The sequence below is a fragment of the Pseudidiomarina sediminum DSM 21906 genome, assembly GCF_000423165.1.
In the GTDB taxonomy this organism is placed as follows: Bacteria; Pseudomonadota; Gammaproteobacteria; order Enterobacterales; family Alteromonadaceae; genus Pseudidiomarina; species Pseudidiomarina sediminum.
The window spans coordinates 102712-117756 of sequence record NZ_KE383983.1 but is presented as its reverse complement, the minus strand read 5'-3'; the positions used below and the strand labels follow the sequence as shown (position 1 = coordinate 117756).

The 15045-nt window shown below is 48.7% G+C and carries 17 protein-coding genes; 7 read left to right on the top strand and 10 right to left on the bottom strand.

Annotated elements, in window-relative coordinates; genetic code table 11:
* Nucleotides 1–114: 114 nt before the first annotated feature.
* Nucleotides 115–2292 (bottom strand): prolyl oligopeptidase family serine peptidase, encoded by a 2178-nt coding sequence (locus G535_RS0105865; RefSeq protein WP_026861208.1) that lies wholly within the window; start codon nt 2290–2292, stop codon nt 115–117.
* 20 nt (nt 2293–2312) lie between these two features.
* The gene (locus G535_RS0105860; RefSeq protein ID WP_026861207.1) at nt 2313–2873 is read right to left on the bottom strand and encodes a glutathione S-transferase family protein; all 561 of its coding nucleotides are present in this window, start codon (nt 2871–2873) and stop codon (nt 2313–2315) included.
* Nucleotides 2874–2924: 51 nt separating this feature from the next.
* On the opposite strand from G535_RS0105860, the gene G535_RS0105855 reads away from it, so the two are divergent.
* A complete protein-coding gene (locus G535_RS0105855) occupies nt 2925–3533 on the top strand; it encodes a DUF502 domain-containing protein (RefSeq protein WP_026861206.1) in 609 nt (202 codons plus the stop codon).
* Nucleotides 3534–4190, top strand: coding sequence for an alpha/beta hydrolase (locus tag G535_RS0105850; RefSeq protein WP_026861205.1), 657 nt, complete (start codon nt 3534–3536; stop codon nt 4188–4190). It abuts the gene before it with no gap.
* Here G535_RS0105850 and G535_RS0105845 read toward each other — a convergent pair.
* The 4 genes from G535_RS0105845 to G535_RS13045 all read right to left on the bottom strand — a co-directional run bounded on the left by G535_RS0105845 (nt 4173) and on the right by G535_RS13045 (nt 7939).
* A complete protein-coding gene (locus G535_RS0105845) occupies nt 4173–5258 on the bottom strand; it encodes an ATP-grasp domain-containing protein (protein WP_026861204.1) in 1086 nt (361 codons plus the stop codon). The genes G535_RS0105850 and G535_RS0105845 overlap by 18 nt on opposite strands.
* On the bottom strand, nt 5255–5749 hold the full coding sequence (gene purE, locus G535_RS0105840) for a 5-(carboxyamino)imidazole ribonucleotide mutase (RefSeq protein ID WP_026861203.1): 495 nt from the start codon (nt 5747–5749) through the stop codon (nt 5255–5257). Before purE ends, G535_RS0105845 begins: the two co-directional genes overlap by 4 nt.
* 59 nt (nt 5750–5808) lie before the next feature.
* Nucleotides 5809–6822 (bottom strand): GGDEF domain-containing protein, encoded by a 1014-nt coding sequence (locus G535_RS0105835; RefSeq protein ID WP_026861202.1) that lies wholly within the window; start codon nt 6820–6822, stop codon nt 5809–5811.
* 70 nt (nt 6823–6892) lie between these two features.
* Nucleotides 6893–7939: a GGDEF domain-containing protein gene (locus G535_RS13045; protein WP_051206990.1), complete on the bottom strand. Its 1047-nt coding sequence runs from the start codon at nt 7937–7939 to the stop codon at nt 6893–6895.
* 114 nt (nt 7940–8053) lie between these two features.
* Here G535_RS13045 and G535_RS0105825 point away from each other — a divergent pair, with 114 nt between their 5' ends.
* Nucleotides 8054–8602, top strand: a complete 549-nt coding sequence (locus tag G535_RS0105825) for a hydrolase (protein WP_026861201.1) — start codon at nt 8054–8056, stop codon at nt 8600–8602.
* Nucleotides 8603–8802: 200 nt separating this feature from the next.
* Nucleotides 8803–9009, top strand: coding sequence for a cold-shock protein (locus tag G535_RS0105820; RefSeq protein WP_026861200.1), 207 nt, complete (start codon nt 8803–8805; stop codon nt 9007–9009).
* A gap of 51 nt (nt 9010–9060) precedes the next feature.
* On the opposite strand, the gene cysE is transcribed toward G535_RS0105820, so the two are convergent.
* Nucleotides 9061–9867: a serine O-acetyltransferase gene (cysE, locus tag G535_RS0105815; RefSeq protein ID WP_026861199.1), complete on the bottom strand. Its 807-nt coding sequence runs from the start codon at nt 9865–9867 to the stop codon at nt 9061–9063.
* 164 nt (nt 9868–10031) lie between these two features.
* Here cysE and G535_RS0105810 point away from each other — a divergent pair, with 164 nt between their 5' ends.
* Nucleotides 10032–11339: a metal-dependent hydrolase family protein gene (locus G535_RS0105810; RefSeq protein WP_026861198.1), complete on the top strand. Its 1308-nt coding sequence runs from the start codon at nt 10032–10034 to the stop codon at nt 11337–11339.
* Here the strand turns inward: G535_RS0105810 and G535_RS0105805 are convergent.
* The 3 genes from G535_RS0105805 to G535_RS0105795 form a co-directional block, all read right to left on the bottom strand.
* Nucleotides 11332–11790 carry a DUF2489 domain-containing protein gene (locus tag G535_RS0105805; RefSeq protein WP_051206989.1) on the bottom strand — a complete coding sequence of 153 codons (459 nt, stop codon included), beginning with the start codon at nt 11788–11790 and terminating at the stop codon, nt 11332–11334. The two genes, G535_RS0105810 and G535_RS0105805, sit on opposite strands and share 8 nt — an antisense overlap.
* Entirely contained in the window at nt 11783–12265 is a 483-nt protein-coding gene (gene yihI, locus G535_RS0105800) for a Der GTPase-activating protein YihI (RefSeq protein ID WP_026861196.1), read from the bottom strand. The genes G535_RS0105805 and yihI overlap by 8 nt, the downstream gene beginning before the upstream one ends.
* 526 nt (nt 12266–12791) lie before the next feature.
* Nucleotides 12792–13418, bottom strand: coding sequence for a c-type cytochrome (locus tag G535_RS0105795; RefSeq protein ID WP_026861195.1), 627 nt, complete (start codon nt 13416–13418; stop codon nt 12792–12794).
* A gap of 115 nt (nt 13419–13533) precedes the next feature.
* Between G535_RS0105795 and yihA the strand changes: the two genes are divergently transcribed.
* Both yihA and G535_RS0105785 read left to right on the top strand, forming a co-directional pair.
* A complete protein-coding gene (gene yihA / locus G535_RS0105790) occupies nt 13534–14148 on the top strand; it encodes a ribosome biogenesis GTP-binding protein YihA/YsxC (protein ID WP_026861194.1) in 615 nt (204 codons plus the stop codon).
* Entirely contained in the window at nt 14138–15040 is a 903-nt protein-coding gene (locus G535_RS0105785; RefSeq protein WP_026861193.1) for a DMT family transporter, read from the top strand. The genes yihA and G535_RS0105785 overlap by 11 nt, the downstream gene beginning before the upstream one ends.
* The last annotated feature ends 5 nt before the right edge of the window (nt 15041–15045 follow it).

Genomic DNA, 15045 nt, shown 5'->3' with positions numbered 1-15045 from the left:
GTCTTGGTTAGGACCCTAGCAGTTTTCACCACATTCGCTCGAGTCACGTTAGTATTCGTTGGTCTGAATAAAAGAGGGCCTCAATTGAGGCCCTAGACAACAGATTGCAGCTTCTTACTTCTGCAGTTCACTTAGGTCTTTTACACCCATGTTATAAAGGGTGAAGCCGTAAATGTCAGCATATTGCTCAATGGTTTTCGATACCGGAGTACCAGCACCATGACCCGCATTCGTTTCGATACGGATCAATTGTGGATTGCTACCGCCCGCTTTCGCTTGTAACTCAGCCGCAAACTTGAATGAGTGCGCCGGTACCACACGGTCATCATGATCACCCGTGGTTACCATGGTTGCTGGGTACTCAACACCTTGTTTCACATTGTGAACCGGCGAATAACCAAGCAAGTATTCAAACATTTCTTGGTTGTCTTCAGCAGTACCGTAATCGTACGCCCATCCTGCGCCAGCAGTGAAGGTATGATAGCGCAGCATGTCTAACACGCCGACCGCTGGTAAGGCGACCTTCATCAGGTCAGGACGCTGAGTCATTACCGCACCCACCAACAAACCACCATTTGACCCGCCACGCACGGCTAAGTAATCATTCGAGGTGTAGCCTTGATCAATGAGGTATTCACCCGCAGCAATAAAGTCATCGAAAACGTTTTGCTTGTTCAACTGGGTTCCCGCATTGTGCCATGCTTTCCCGTACTCACCACCGCCACGCAAGTTTGCCACTGCGTAGACGCCGCCTAATTCGAGCCACAAGGCATTGGTGATACTGAATGAAGGCGTCAAGCTAACGTTAAAACCACCGTAACCGTATAGAATGGTCGGATTATTACCGTCAAGTTCCATGCCCTTCTTGTGGGTGATGATCATCGGAACTTGCGTACCATCTTTGGAAGTATAGAAAATCTGCGTCGACACATAGTCATCGCTATTGAAGTCGGCTTTCGATTTCTCATATACCGTCGACTCACCAGCATCAGGGTCATACGCATAGATAGTGCCTGGCGTATTATAGTTGGTGAAGCTGTAGTACAAGGTTTCGGCCTCAGCTTTACCGCCAAAGCCCCCGACGCTACCTACGCCCGGTAATTCAACGTCACGCACGTTGCTGCCATCATAGGCGTACTGCTCGATTTTCGAAATCGCATCAACCATATATTCCGCGAAAATATAACCAGCTCCAGTACTGACACTTAATACATTGTCGGTTTCAGCAATGAAGGTTTCCCAGTTTTCTGGTTGCGGATTTGCAGCATCAACAGTGACCACGCGCTTGTTTGGCGCATCCATATTGGTCACCAAATAAAGCGTAGAGCCTTTATTGTCGAGCACATAGGTGTCTGCGTCTGTGGTGTCAGTAATCGCCACTAGCTCGCTGTCAGGGGTGCTCAAGTCTTTCACAAACAACTTATTACCTGAGGTCGACACAGCCGCTGTGATAAATAGGTACTGGTCATCTTCAGACACATAACCACCTACGTAGCGGTGTTTTTCAGCATCCGTACCGCCAAAAATCACAGGATCATCAGCTTGCGCGGTACCTAACGCATGGTAATACAGCTTGTGTTGATCGGTTTTCGCTGAAAGCTCACTGCCTTCTGGCTTGTCATAGCTAGAGTAGTAGAAACCTTTATTGCCGACCCATGAGATGCCGCTGAATTTCACGTCGACCAGCTCTGGCTCCAGCTGCTCTTTGCTCTCAACGTCAATCACAATGATTTTGCGCCAGTCACTACCACCTTCAGAAATCGCGTAAGCAGCAATTGAGCCATCTTTCGAGAAGCTCAAACTTGCCAACGAAGTGGTACCGTCTTCACTAAAAGTATTTGGGTCAAGGAACACTTCAGTATTGCCTTCAGCATCGGTGCGATACACCACATACTGGTTCTGCAAGCCATCGTTTTTATAAAAATAGGTGTAATCACCTTCTTTAAACGGCGCACCTACTTTTTCGTAGTTCCACATGGAACTTAGACGATCGGCGATTTCTTGACGATAAGGAATTTGCTCAAGGTAGCTGAAGGTCACTTCATTTTGTTGCTTCACCCAAGCTTCTGTTTCAGCACTACGGTCATCTTCAAGCCAGCGGTACGGGTCGGCAACCTTAGTACCGAAATAGTCATCGCTGACCCCGCCACGCGCAGTTTCTGGATAAGTTAACTGGGTGGGGGCTTGTGCGGGTTGTTGTTGTTCGGCCACGTGATCACTGCTCGCTGATTGCTGTTGTGGTGAACAAGCAGCTAACACCGCCACACTCACCAAAGAAATAAAATGTTTCATTAATAACTCCCTTGTTCTTATTAACTTAAAGCCGGATGGGTATTCGCAAACCAAGGCTGTTGATTTACGGTCATTAAAAAGTCTTGTAACACTGGCCACTTCTGAATATCTAGGAGCTCACGGAATTGTGCCCAACTCAAAAAGCAGGCCAGACGCAAATGGGCATCATTCATCGGATCAACAGCTGGCCACTCCCGCGCATTAAGGTCGTCTAAAATGGCTTCCACGCGAGCAGCTTGACGTTCCAGGTAAGGCACTTGCTCCGGCGTGATACCATCACGGCCAAGTAGAAATAAATTAATGGTGGTATCCATCGCGGTGTTGACCAGACAGTACAGGTCAAAGTCAGCGTCGTCGGCACAGAAAGCCTGTCCATCTAAATTGCGAAGATAACGTAAAATCGACGACGAATCGTGTAATTTTAGCTCATTATGATGGAAGTACGGCACACGTTTTGCCGGTGACTGCTGTGCACTTTGCGCATAGTCGGTAGGCACCAACTCAAACGGATGTTGTTGTTGGGCCAATACGATTCGACAATGGCGCACAAAAGGTGAGGTATAACTGCCAAATAGTTTCATGTTGCGTCCTGAAAAAGCTAAGCTAGAACAAACTTACAAGAGATTAACACAATGAAAAAAGCCATACAGTATTTACTTCGCGGCCTTGCGATATTGTTACCGATTGTCGTGACCATCGCCATTGTGCGCTGGCTTATCATGACCGTGGAAACCACGTTGCGCCCTATTTGGGAAGCCATTGTCGGGCAAGCCTACTACTTCCCTGGCTTAGCCACGCTCAGTTTTCTGGGGCTAGCCTTGCTGATTGGATTTAGCTCACGCTGGATGTTTGTCCACAAAATCTGGCAATTCCCCGGCCAAATCATGAATAAAATGCCGGTGTTGAACAGCGTTTACGGCACCATTAACGATGTCATCGAAATGATGTCAGGGAAAAACTTCGCGGAAGAATCCGTTGTCATGGTGACACTCCCTGGTGGCGACTTGAAACTCATTGGTATTGTTACCAAAAAGAGTGGCATTGAAGGCGACCGTTTATCGCAGTGCATCGATGACGACCACGTCGCAGTGTTTTTACCGATGAGCTACAATGTCGGCGGTTATATGGTCATGGTGCCACGCAACTGTATAGAGCCTATCGATATGAGCCCTGCCGACGCCTTGCAACTCACCATAAGCGCAGGATTAGGGAAAAAAGTTTCAGAAGTGAAGGAGAAGTAAATGGCCTACTTGCCATGTGTTGAAATTGAACCGCAAGAACCCGCAAACCGTGCTGTCATCTGGTTACATGGCTTAGGTGCTGATGGCAATGATTTTGCCCCCTTAGTGCCACATCTACAAATACCTGCAGGATGCCAAGTACGCTTTGTGTTTCCTCATGCGCCGCAGCTTGCGGTCACCATCAACGGTGGCATGCGCATGCCAGCATGGTACGACATTCTATCCGCCACCCTTGAGCGAGAAATTGATACGGCGCAATTACGGGCTTCAGCAGCTGCGATCAGCGCACTTATTGAACGCGAACAAGAGCGTGGTATTGCCCCTGAACACATCTTCTTAGCAGGGTTTTCTCAAGGTGGAGCTGTTGCTTACGAGGTGGCACTGAGTTATCCACAGCGCCTCGGTGGTTTGCTGGCATTGTCGACCTATCTGGCGACCCAAGACAGTGTTGCATTAGCGCCAGCCAATCGCGATTTACCAATTTTAATTCAACATGGTAGCCAAGACCCCATCGTTCCAGAGGCCTTGGGTCAACGCGCAGCAACATGGCTAACTGACGCGGGCTACAAGGTGACGTATCAAAGCTTCGCCATGCAACATCAAGTCTGCGGCGAACAAGTGCAAGCCATCAACGCTTGGTTAGGCGAGCACCTGTAACTTTTCACGCCACTGTTTTACCCAAGTTTTCGCTGTCGCAATATTGGCTGTACGTACGTTCACGTGGCCAACTTTGCGGCCTGGGCGCGCTTCTTTGTTATACCAATGGCACTGCACATCTTGATGATGCCACAAGCCGACCGGTAATTGTGCCACACCAATAGCGTTCAACATTAACGTAGGTTCAATACGGAGCTGCGGGAAAGGCATCCCCGTTAAGGCACGTAAGTGCAGATCAAACTGACTGCAGTTCGCCCCGGTCATGGTCCAATGCCCAGAGTTATGTACCCGAGGCGCAACTTCATTAATAAGGAGCTGCTGTGCGTCACCGTCACCCACCACAAAGAACTCAATGGCAAACACCCCCACATAATGCAATGCATCGGTGAGACGATGGAATGCCGCTTCAGCTTGCTGCTGCAAGGCTTCAGGAACCTCTTCTAAGCCGCCGAAGCTATAACTTAAAATACCCTGGGTATGCACATTGGTGGTGAGTGGATAACAGCACACGCTGCCGTCTTTACCACGGGCACCAACTAAAGAGACCTCTTTCACAAAGGGAATCTTGTGCTCGGCAATCCCTGGGGCACGCCCCGCTTCAGCCACGATGTCATCGATAGCATCACCAGGTTTATAGTGCCACTGGCCTTTACCGTCATAACCACCCTGAGCGGCTTTGAGGACAAGAGGTTGTTGCGCGGCACGTAACAGCTTCTCTAATTCATTTGGCGTGCTATAGCTTTGCCACGGTGAGGTTGCGACACGACAGTCGTCAAACAGTTTTTTCTCAGCACGGCGGTCGGTAAGGCTTTTAATGCGCGCTGGGTCCATCAAAAACTTATCATGTGCGGCAGCAATAACATCGGCTGGAATCGCCTCGTGCTCCCAACTCACCACATCGGCCCAAGCAATCGCTTCTTGCAGGGTCCAAGGCAACGCAACCTGTGCCGATAGCGGCTTCACTTCTTGCGTGCGCGTACTGTACAGCAAACACTCATGGCCATAGCTGATGCCACTGGCACCCAACATCTGACCAAGCTGCCCATCACCTACAAATAAGACCTTCATGCTTCTGGTAACTCCAACTTCGGGCCGTTCATTACTTTTTCACGTTGTGCTTTGCGAAATGCCTGCACACGCTCACGTACTGTAGCATCAGTCGTGCCAATGATTTGTGCCGCAAGTAGACCAGCGTTTGCAGCACCCGCTTGGCCAATGGCCAAAGTGCCGACCGCAACGCCTTTTGGCATTTGCACAATCGATAACAAGCTATCTAAACCTTTCAGCTGCTTACTAGGCACAGGCACGCCCAGCACAGGAATCGCCGTATATGCCGCCAACATACCAGGTAAGTGCGCAGCACCACCGGCGCCAGCAATGACTACCGGCACGCCATCTTGCTCGGCTTGAGCCATTGAAGATTGCAGAAGGTCTGGGGTACGGTGGGCAGAGACCACCTCAGCACGCCACTCAACGCCAAGGTCTTTTAACATTTGCGCGGCGTGTTGCATCACGGGCCAGTCAGACTGCGAACCCATAAGAATTAGTACAGGTGCCATGAACTGCTCCTTTTTTCGAAAGGTGCGAATTGTAGCTAGGCGCGCAGCGCGGTGCAAATTTATTGCGCGACTTTTAGCCTGTTCCGGCCTTGGCTTTTTGCTTGAAACAACGCTGCGTCGGCAGCTTCAAGCCACTCACTCCAATGTTGGCGTGCGCGATACAGTGCCAAACCACCGCTGGCGGTTACCGTCACCGTCAATGATTTAACGGCATAAGGCTCTAAACGAATACGATCGAGCATTTCGTTGGCCAGCTCGGTTGCTTCTTCAAAGGTTGTATTTGGGAAAATCGCAATGAACTCGGCGCCATTGCTACGGATCACGCAATCGCCCTCGCGCGCAACATTCAATAAGCGCCGCGCAGTTTCAGCCAAGACTTTATCGCCAAGCAAATAACCATAGCGATCATTGAGTGCCTGAAACGAATCCATGTCGATTTGCACCAAAGCTAACGGCTGCTTTTGCTTCATCGCTTTCTCAACAGCGGCCTGTACAAAGTCACTCAGATACTCGCGTTTATAACACCCCGTTAGGGAATCGGTCGCTGCTGCGGCAAACAAGCGTTTTTGCATGCTGCTCATCATAACGAGAAAAGCGGCGCCAACGCCAATCAGTACAAGCATCGAAACGGCGACACGCCACGCATAATCGAATGGCAACACTTGATAAATAACAGCGGCAAATAAGGCGTAAATCAGCATGATGACGAGGACGAAAATCGTCTTATCAAACATGAAAAACACCATTGCTAAAATCGGGTACATCCAATACACGCCAAGGATGCCGGCAGACTTCATCGACACACTCACCAAAGTGCCAAGACAGCAAATAACGAGGAAATTAATCCATTGCGGTGCCAATTCGTTACGGTAGAGAAAACCGATAATGAAGAAACCAGACGAGACACAAAGCAGCGCCAACCCAGCAAGCCAATTACTCGCCAACAAACTGTAAAGGCCGCTCCCCGCGATGACCAGCCCTGAACCGAAGTAAATCGTACGCATTGCGAGCAAACGAAAGTGTTGCCATAAGTCGTGCGTGGCTGAGGTTTTACTCGAAGGTACCGGTGTCATAACATTATCCATTGTAAGGTTATTATTATTTTCGCCTACTTTACCTGCTTCACCGCCATTTGCCTATATTTTACAGTTGTAGACTTGCATCCCGACTGACACTGCTGGCTTTTCGTACTTGATTACGCCCTTTGCGCTTGGCTTCTAATAATGCAGTATCAGCACGATTCAGCCATTCAACCCAAGACTGATCTTTGACCACCTCGGCAACACCGAGTGACAAAGTAACTTCAACTTGCGTCGTTTTACCACGAAACGGTGTCTGCGAGATGGTGTTTTTCAGTTTATCCGCGACGCGCAAGGCGTCACTCAATTGCGCCTCGGCAAGTACAATTAAAAACTCTTCACCACCGACCCGAAATAGCTGATCATTTTGCCGCAACACACTGCGCATACGCTCGGCCACTTGCTTTAAAATCTGGTCACCAAAGAGGTGCCCGTGGGCATCATTTAATTTCTTAAAATGATCCAAGTCAGCCATGATAATACTAGACGGTCGCCGATATCTTGCAAAACGATAGCTTGCTTCTTCCAATACTTGGGTCACTAAGTGACGGTTTTGCACGCCAGTCAACGTATCGGTGACCACCAATTTACGTAAGAGTTGTTGCAGCTGCTCTAGTAAGACTGCAAACACCGCGCCTAGCACCAAAATAATGGCTAATGAGGCACAGACGCGCCAGCTGTCGTTCAACGGTAAGCTAACAAACACCACCGTACTGAAAAGAAGTGTCAGCACCGCTGCAGCGCCAATGCCTTGGCGACCACTGAACAAGAAAAAGCATGCCACCAACAGTGGGTAGGTCCAGTACACCCCGATATAACTATTCAAAACAATAGACATCGCGGTAATTGCAGAAAGCAATCCAATAAAAGAAAGGCGAATAATGATAGGGATGCGGCGACCGTGATAACGCCAAGCCATGCCGATAAAAAACACGCCCGCGACGAGCATCACACTGCCCTGCGCAGTATTACCAATCAACAACTGGGCCACCGTCAATAAGAGTACGGTAATGCCTCCCGCCCACATGATGTTACCGGTAACTTTAATCTTAAACTTCTGCAGCAAGTCATCTGCAGATTCGGTGGATAGCTTTTTCGCGATGCGCTGCATGGTTCTTCGTCAAAATTTCGTCTAAACGCCAAGCTAGCGCCAAGCGCTAGGAATAGCAAGAATATTGCGGCACAATGCATGCACCTATTTCATTCTATTTTGCAGGTAGTCGTTATGCTTCTAAATGCTTCAGAGACCCTCTTGGTCATTGTCGACGTGCAAGAAAAACTTGCGCCAGTGATTCACCAACGCGACAAATTGATCGGACGCATGCGCTGGCTCGGTGAGATTGCCGACGAACTCAATGTCGCCACCCTCGTTACTGAACAATACCCTAAAGGTCTCGGTATTAGCGTCGATGACCTCTCGGCAATTATCGAAAATGCGCGGGTCATTGAAAAGCTCCACTTTAGTGCTTGGCAAGAACCGCAATTCGTTGATGCCGTAAAACAATCAAGCAAACAGCAGTTGGTGCTGATGGGCATGGAAGCACACGTTTGTATCTTACAAACAGCGATCGACCTCAAAAATGCCGGATTTGATGTTTACGTCGTTGAGGATGCGGTTGGATCACGTCGCGAATCAGATAAAAGCACTGCGCTGCAACGTATGCAACAGTATGGCATTGAGATTATCTCATCTGAGATGGCGGCGTACGAGTGGCTGCACAAAAGTGGCACCGACACTTTCCGACATATCACCAAACACTGGATCCGCGGATAAACTTAAGGTTTCGCTAAAAAACTTCATTTGACAGAGGGGGCGATCAGCGTATACTGAGAGTCGCTAGAAAAAATTCGGCTGTCTAATTGTGGCCTGTTACGAAGTCTATTGCTGTACCTCGTTTTGTAAGTCCCAAGTAATACACGTATTTTTATTAGCAATACCTTAGATTTTCACATGCATTACGAGGAATATTCAGCATGTCTACTGTAACTGGTAAAGTAAAATTCTTTAACGAAGCTAAAGGTTTCGGTTTCATCGAGCAAGAACAAGGCGCAGACGTATTCGTACATTTCAGCGCTATCCAAGCTGACGGTTTCAAAACCTTAGCTGAAGGCCAAACTGTTCAGTTCACTATCGCTCAAGGTCCTAAAGGCCCACAAGCTGAAAACGTAGTACCTATGTAAGACGTTGCTTTTGCAACGCTAAACTAGCGAAACGAATTTTAAAAAGCCGCTCTATGAGCGGCTTTTTTTATGGTCATCTTCTCGCTGCTTGGCAGCCTCTTGCTCAGCATTTAAGAAATCAACGTCATCGACGTCCACTTCTGGAATTTCTTCACACACATTGCCACCGAGTTGATTCACTGCACAACACAAATCCGATACCTTCTGATCTAAGAAATGCACATGATCAAGCATACGGCCAATCGCTGTCGCTACCGGGTCGGGGTTATCAGGGGAAATAGCATAGGCATCAAAACCATACTGCTTCGCCATTTGTGCACGGCGCTCATTCAATTCAGGTGCAACTTTGGTATTCGCAACCCGTGCTGGGATACCCACCACAGTCGCATCGGCAGGTACATGCTTGACCACTACCGCATTTGAACCAATGCGAGCATTTTTGTGCACCGTAATTGGGCCCAACACTTTCGCGCCTGCACCGATCACCACCCCGGTCTCTAACGTTGGATGACGCTTGCCTTGATTCCAGCTTGTACCGCCAAGGGTGACGCCATGATAAATCGTCACGTCGTCGCCAATTTCAGCCGTTTCACCAATCACGACGCCCATCCCATGATCAATGAAGAAACGCCTGCCGATCCGTGCGCCAGGATGGATTTCAACACCGGTAAACCAACGCGCTAAGGTCGACGTAAAGCGCGCCAACCAACGCAATCGCCAGTTCCACAACTTGTGACTAAGTCGATGCCACCAAATCGCATGCAAGCCAGGATAAGTCGTTAACACTTCAAACCAATGACGTGCAGCTGGATCGCGAGCATAAACACTACGGATGTCTTCGCGGAGGCGTTTGAACATTACATTTGTCCCATGACTGGATTAGACGGTAATTATATCAAGTTAATGGCGCTTGTGCGTTCATTGCACCACTATCTGCGGTCTGCACGCGTCATAGCTATTGATTTGCTAACGCGGCTGCGCTTACATTGGAGATTACCCCCAATGACCAGCTAGAGGATCTCATGAAAAAAAATAAAAATAAATTCCTAATCAACGCGATCGTTGCCAGCCTTGCACTTGGTATGGGTAGCGCATCTGCAGATACCCTCATTCATGCAGGCCGCGTCATTGACGGTACAGGTGCAGCGCCAGTGACAGAGAAAACTGTAGTGATTGTTGATGGCCGCATTCACGCCATTGTGGATGGCTATCAAAAGCCCGAACAAGGTGACACCGTGATTGATCGCCGAGATAGCACTATTATGCCTGGCTTTATCGACATGCACACCCACGTCACTTCACAGCTGGCACAAGGCAGTTATATTCATAAATTCACTAAAAACGCCGCTGACGTCACTCTTGATGCAGTGACCTATGCCGATAAAACGCTGCAAGCGGGATTCACAACAGTGCGCGATTTAGGTGACTCTTACAACGCAAGTATTGCCTTACGTAATGCGATCAATGCAGGAAAAATCGAAGGCCCGCGCATCTTTACTGCTGGTAAATCTATCGCTACAACCGGTGGCCACGCAGATCCAACCAACGGTGCAAAGGCTGATCTGTACCCTTCACCAACGCCCGCTGATGGTGTCATCAATGGCCCTTATGAAGCTCGCAAAGCGGTTCGAGCACGTTACCAAGATGGTGCAGACCTAATTAAGCTGACGGTGACTGGCGGCGTCTTAAGTGTTGCCAAGAGCGGCCAAAACCCACAATTTATGCTCGATGAAATCCAAGGTGTCGTCGAAACAGCCAATGACTATGGCATGAAAGTTACCGTACACGCACACGGTAAAGAGGGCATGCTACGTGCCATTGAAGCCGGGGTTGCCTCGATTGAACACGGCACCTATATGGATGAAGAAGTCATGGCGGCGATGAAAGCCAAAGGCGTCTACTATGTGCCAACGATTACAGCGGGTAAAGCGGTCGGCGAACGCGCAGAGATCCCGGGGTTCTTTCCTGCAATTGTTGAACCCAAAGCACGTGCTATCGGCCCCAAAATTCAAAGTACCTTTGCGGCCGCCTACGCGTACGGGGTAAAAATTGCCTTTGGTACCGATTCAGGCGTCTATGACCACGGCGAAAACTATCGCGAGTTTGAATATATGGTTGAGGCGGGTATGCCTGCACTTGAGGCGATTAAAGCAGCGACCTTCGATGCTGCGACCTTACTCGGTACGATTGATGACTTTGGTACCCTAAGTAAAGGTAAGCGCGCAGACATCGTCGCGGTGAAAGGCAATCCACTGGACGACGTGCGCACGCTTAGTGATCTCAACTTGGTCATGAAAGACGGTAACGTCTATCGCGACACCGTTAAGTAAAATCTTTTAAGAGCTGGCGGACGTCTGCCAAAATGACATCTTCCAGCTCTTTTTCGTACCCTTCACGCTCGTTATCCATTTTACGAATTTCTGCCTTAGGATAGGTTTTACGCGCTTCATGCGTCGGCATATGCTTGATCTGCTCATACATCTGATGAATTGCTGCGTAGCGGCTACTGTAATCAGGTTTATCAGCTTCTACACGCAAGTCGAGGAGAACCACCAGTCGCAACGCCCCCTCAGAAAGTGGGCACTGTCCCTGGTCCATCGCCTTTGCGATGGTGACGATGCTTTCGTGGAGACGCTCATTACGTTTAGCAATGGCTTGCTCGCGTACTTTCTTTTGATCATGCAACTGCGCAAATAAACGTCCTGCGATAAAGGCCAACACGCCAATCACCACAACACCAGCAGCCAGCGCAAGCCACAGCCACCATGGCATATCAGTCATCCTCTTCGTCCTCCCAGATTTCGTCATCTTCAAGGTCGATACCCAGTTGCTCTGCAAGCTGCTCAAAGCGAGCGGTACAGGTGTCAACATAGGCAAGGTCGTCACGTGTCAATTCCTCACCCTCTTCCATGGCTTCGAGAAGGCCTTGTAAGCGATGATCATTTTCAAGTTGCTGTAATTCACGTTCTGCAGCTTTGCGATCAAAGGTTGCGGTTGCTGCTTCTGCCTCTAGCGGCGCAGGTTTACTGCTGACCAATTGAATCGGCTTCTTGCTACCGTGACGAGGATCATTCGATGCAGTGCTTTGCGAAGCGCCTTGGCTTGCGGCTTGCGAGGCGACATTAAAACGTGAGCCAGGCTTCTTGCCTTTGCCTTTGTGTTTCGTCTGCTCGGAAGCTGCACGTTGCAAGTTGGCTTTCGGCGCTTTCGATGGGGCGAGTGGCCCAGTTTTGCGAGTCTTCTTCTTACGCGTCATAACCTGTTATTCCTCATGAAGTGATGACGCGTAGTTTACCTGAGAGTGAGGGGAAATAAAAAGGCGATGCATAAAGCATCGCCTAGGGTATTCTCTCTTTAGTCACACAGCGCACGTGCGATTATCGAGAACGGTTGTCAATTCATCCATGTTCTTAATTATATCTTCCGTATGCGTTTTTATTATTATTGTTATTTTTTCGCGCGTTTACCAAGCCTTAGTCTTGTTATTGTTCGCTTGGTTAAACAAGGCCTCCTGGCCTTTTTATTATTCCCTGGATTAAATAAATTATTCGCTTATTTAATCTTGAGACCTCGCTCTGCTGGCGATTTGCTCAAATTGGATGGCATTCAGACTACTGATTCAGAATAATTTATCAATGATTTTTATGATCTAAAAACCACTTTTCTTATTACTTATAAGTTTATGCCTTGGTTTCTAAAGACTTTCTTAGCACTTCTTGTAACAAAAAAACAAAAAAAGCAGCACCTAAGTGCTGCTTTTTTGTTCGCCAAGTTGGCTAAACTTAGTACAAGCCAGCCAAATACTGCGAAAGAATTTCAATATCTTTGTCAGTTAGCTTCGCAGCTACATCACGCATCATCTCGTTCATGTCGTTGCCACGCTGGCCACTACGGAACTTCTCCAATTGCGCTTTAATGTACGCTGGGTGTTGACCTGAGATATCAGGGAACTTAGCTAACCCCATGCCATCACCACGTGGACCGTGACAAGCAACACAAGCTGCGATTTTACGCTCGGCATCACCACCCATGTATAAGGCTTGACCTGCCGCAACAACATCTTCAGAAGCAGTCCCTTCCATTGGATCCTGGCTCGCAAAGTATGCCGCCAAATCTGCAATATCTTGGTCATTCAAGTTCGCGACTTGTCCCTGCATGATTGGATCAGCGCGTCCTTGTTCACCGTTGGTTTGCGCCGCCAACTGATAATCGTGCAGCTGCTTTTCAAGATAAGACGCATGTTGTCCGTTCAATTTCGGATACATGTCTGATGGTGAACTGCCAGTTGGACCATGGCACGCAGCACATACTTGTGCTTTCGCTTTACCAGCTTCAGCATCACCAGTAGCTGCCATAACAGCGCCGCTTAAACCTAAATACAGCCCAACGAACAATGCAATTTTTTTCATGGTCGGTTTCTCTGCTTTGGATATATAAATACAGACGCTATTTTACACAAAACTTCTAAGGATTAAACGCCTAATCGTGTTAGCATAGGCATTCCTTCGCAGCATTTTGAACATCATGGAACCGACAACCCTCAACTTTCAGCCAACAACCTTCATTACCAGCGCTCCAGATATTCGTCAGTTACCTGCCGATGATGGTGTTGAGATCGCCTTTGCCGGTCGTTCAAATGCTGGTAAATCAAGTGCTTTGAACACACTTACCCGTCAGCGGAACTTGGCACGTACCAGTAAAACACCTGGCCGTACCCAACTGATAAACGTGTTTGAGGTACTGCCTGGCAAACGTTTGATCGATTTACCTGGTTACGGTTACGCAAAAGTACCTCTGGCAGTCAAAGAGAAATGGCAACGGGCGTTGAGTGAATACCTTGAAAAGCGCGATTCCTTGCGTGGCTTGGTGATTTTGATGGATATTCGCCACCCTTATCGTGACGTCGACCAAGAGCTGTTACATTGGGCCACGGCATCTGATATTCCAGTGTTAGTGTTATTGACCAAAGCTGATAAGCTCAAGCCTGGCGCACGTAAAACCACGTTGCTACAAGCGCGCGAAGCTGCACTTGTGTTTGGCGGCGATGTCACGGTGGAAATGTTTTCTTCATTAACCAAAATTGGCCTGCCACAAGTGGAGGCTAAGTTAAGTGAGTGGTTGATGACTGATGCATCATGAGACGCCTCCGTTAAAAGCATGGCTTCTTCTTGGTTTACTCGCATTAATTTGGGGCAGTTCTTTCCTTCTTATTAAAAAAGGACTGCTCGCCTTCAGCCCCGATCAACTTGCCGCTATTCGAATAGCCTCTGCTGGCTTCGTACTGCTACCCTTTATCCTACAACGGGTTAAAACCGTTCGCGCACGACATTGGTTGAAACTCATTAGCGTGGGTTTAGTCGGGAGTTTTATCCCAGCGTTTCTGTTCGCCTTTGCACAAACCGAATTACCCTCGGGGGTCACCGGGGTCCTCAATACCTTCACACCATTGGCAACCTTAATCATCGGCGTGGTGCTTTTTCATCAACGTGCGGTGGCGCAACAATGGATTGGCGTGCTGATTGGCTTAGTGGGGACGACCTTATTGGTCACAGCAAGCGCGTCAGGAGCTTTCGAATTTAATCGCTACGCGCTGCTTATCATCGCGGCGACCATTTGTTACGGGCTAAACCTGAACCTGATTAAACATCATATTCATGACCTTAGCGCCCTAACCATTACTGGGGTGTCACTGTTTTTGGTTGCGCCGCCAGCACTGGCCTATCTGCTGTTAGCAACGCCATTTACATCGCAACTGGCGACACCCGAACAATGGTTTTCACTGAGTGCGATTTTAATCTTAGGTGTGGTCGGTACCGCTATGGCGCTCGTGATTTTTAATACCGTGGTGAAAATGACCGACACAACCTTCACCAGCTCGGTAACCTATCTTATTCCTATCGTGGCATTAGTGTTGGGGATTATTGATGGCGAGCCTTTCTTTATTCAACAAGCACTTGGCTTAGGCGCCATCCTAGGCGGGGTTTGGATTGCCAATAAGCGCAAACGGCAACCCTTCAATACGCAACGCTAACGCTG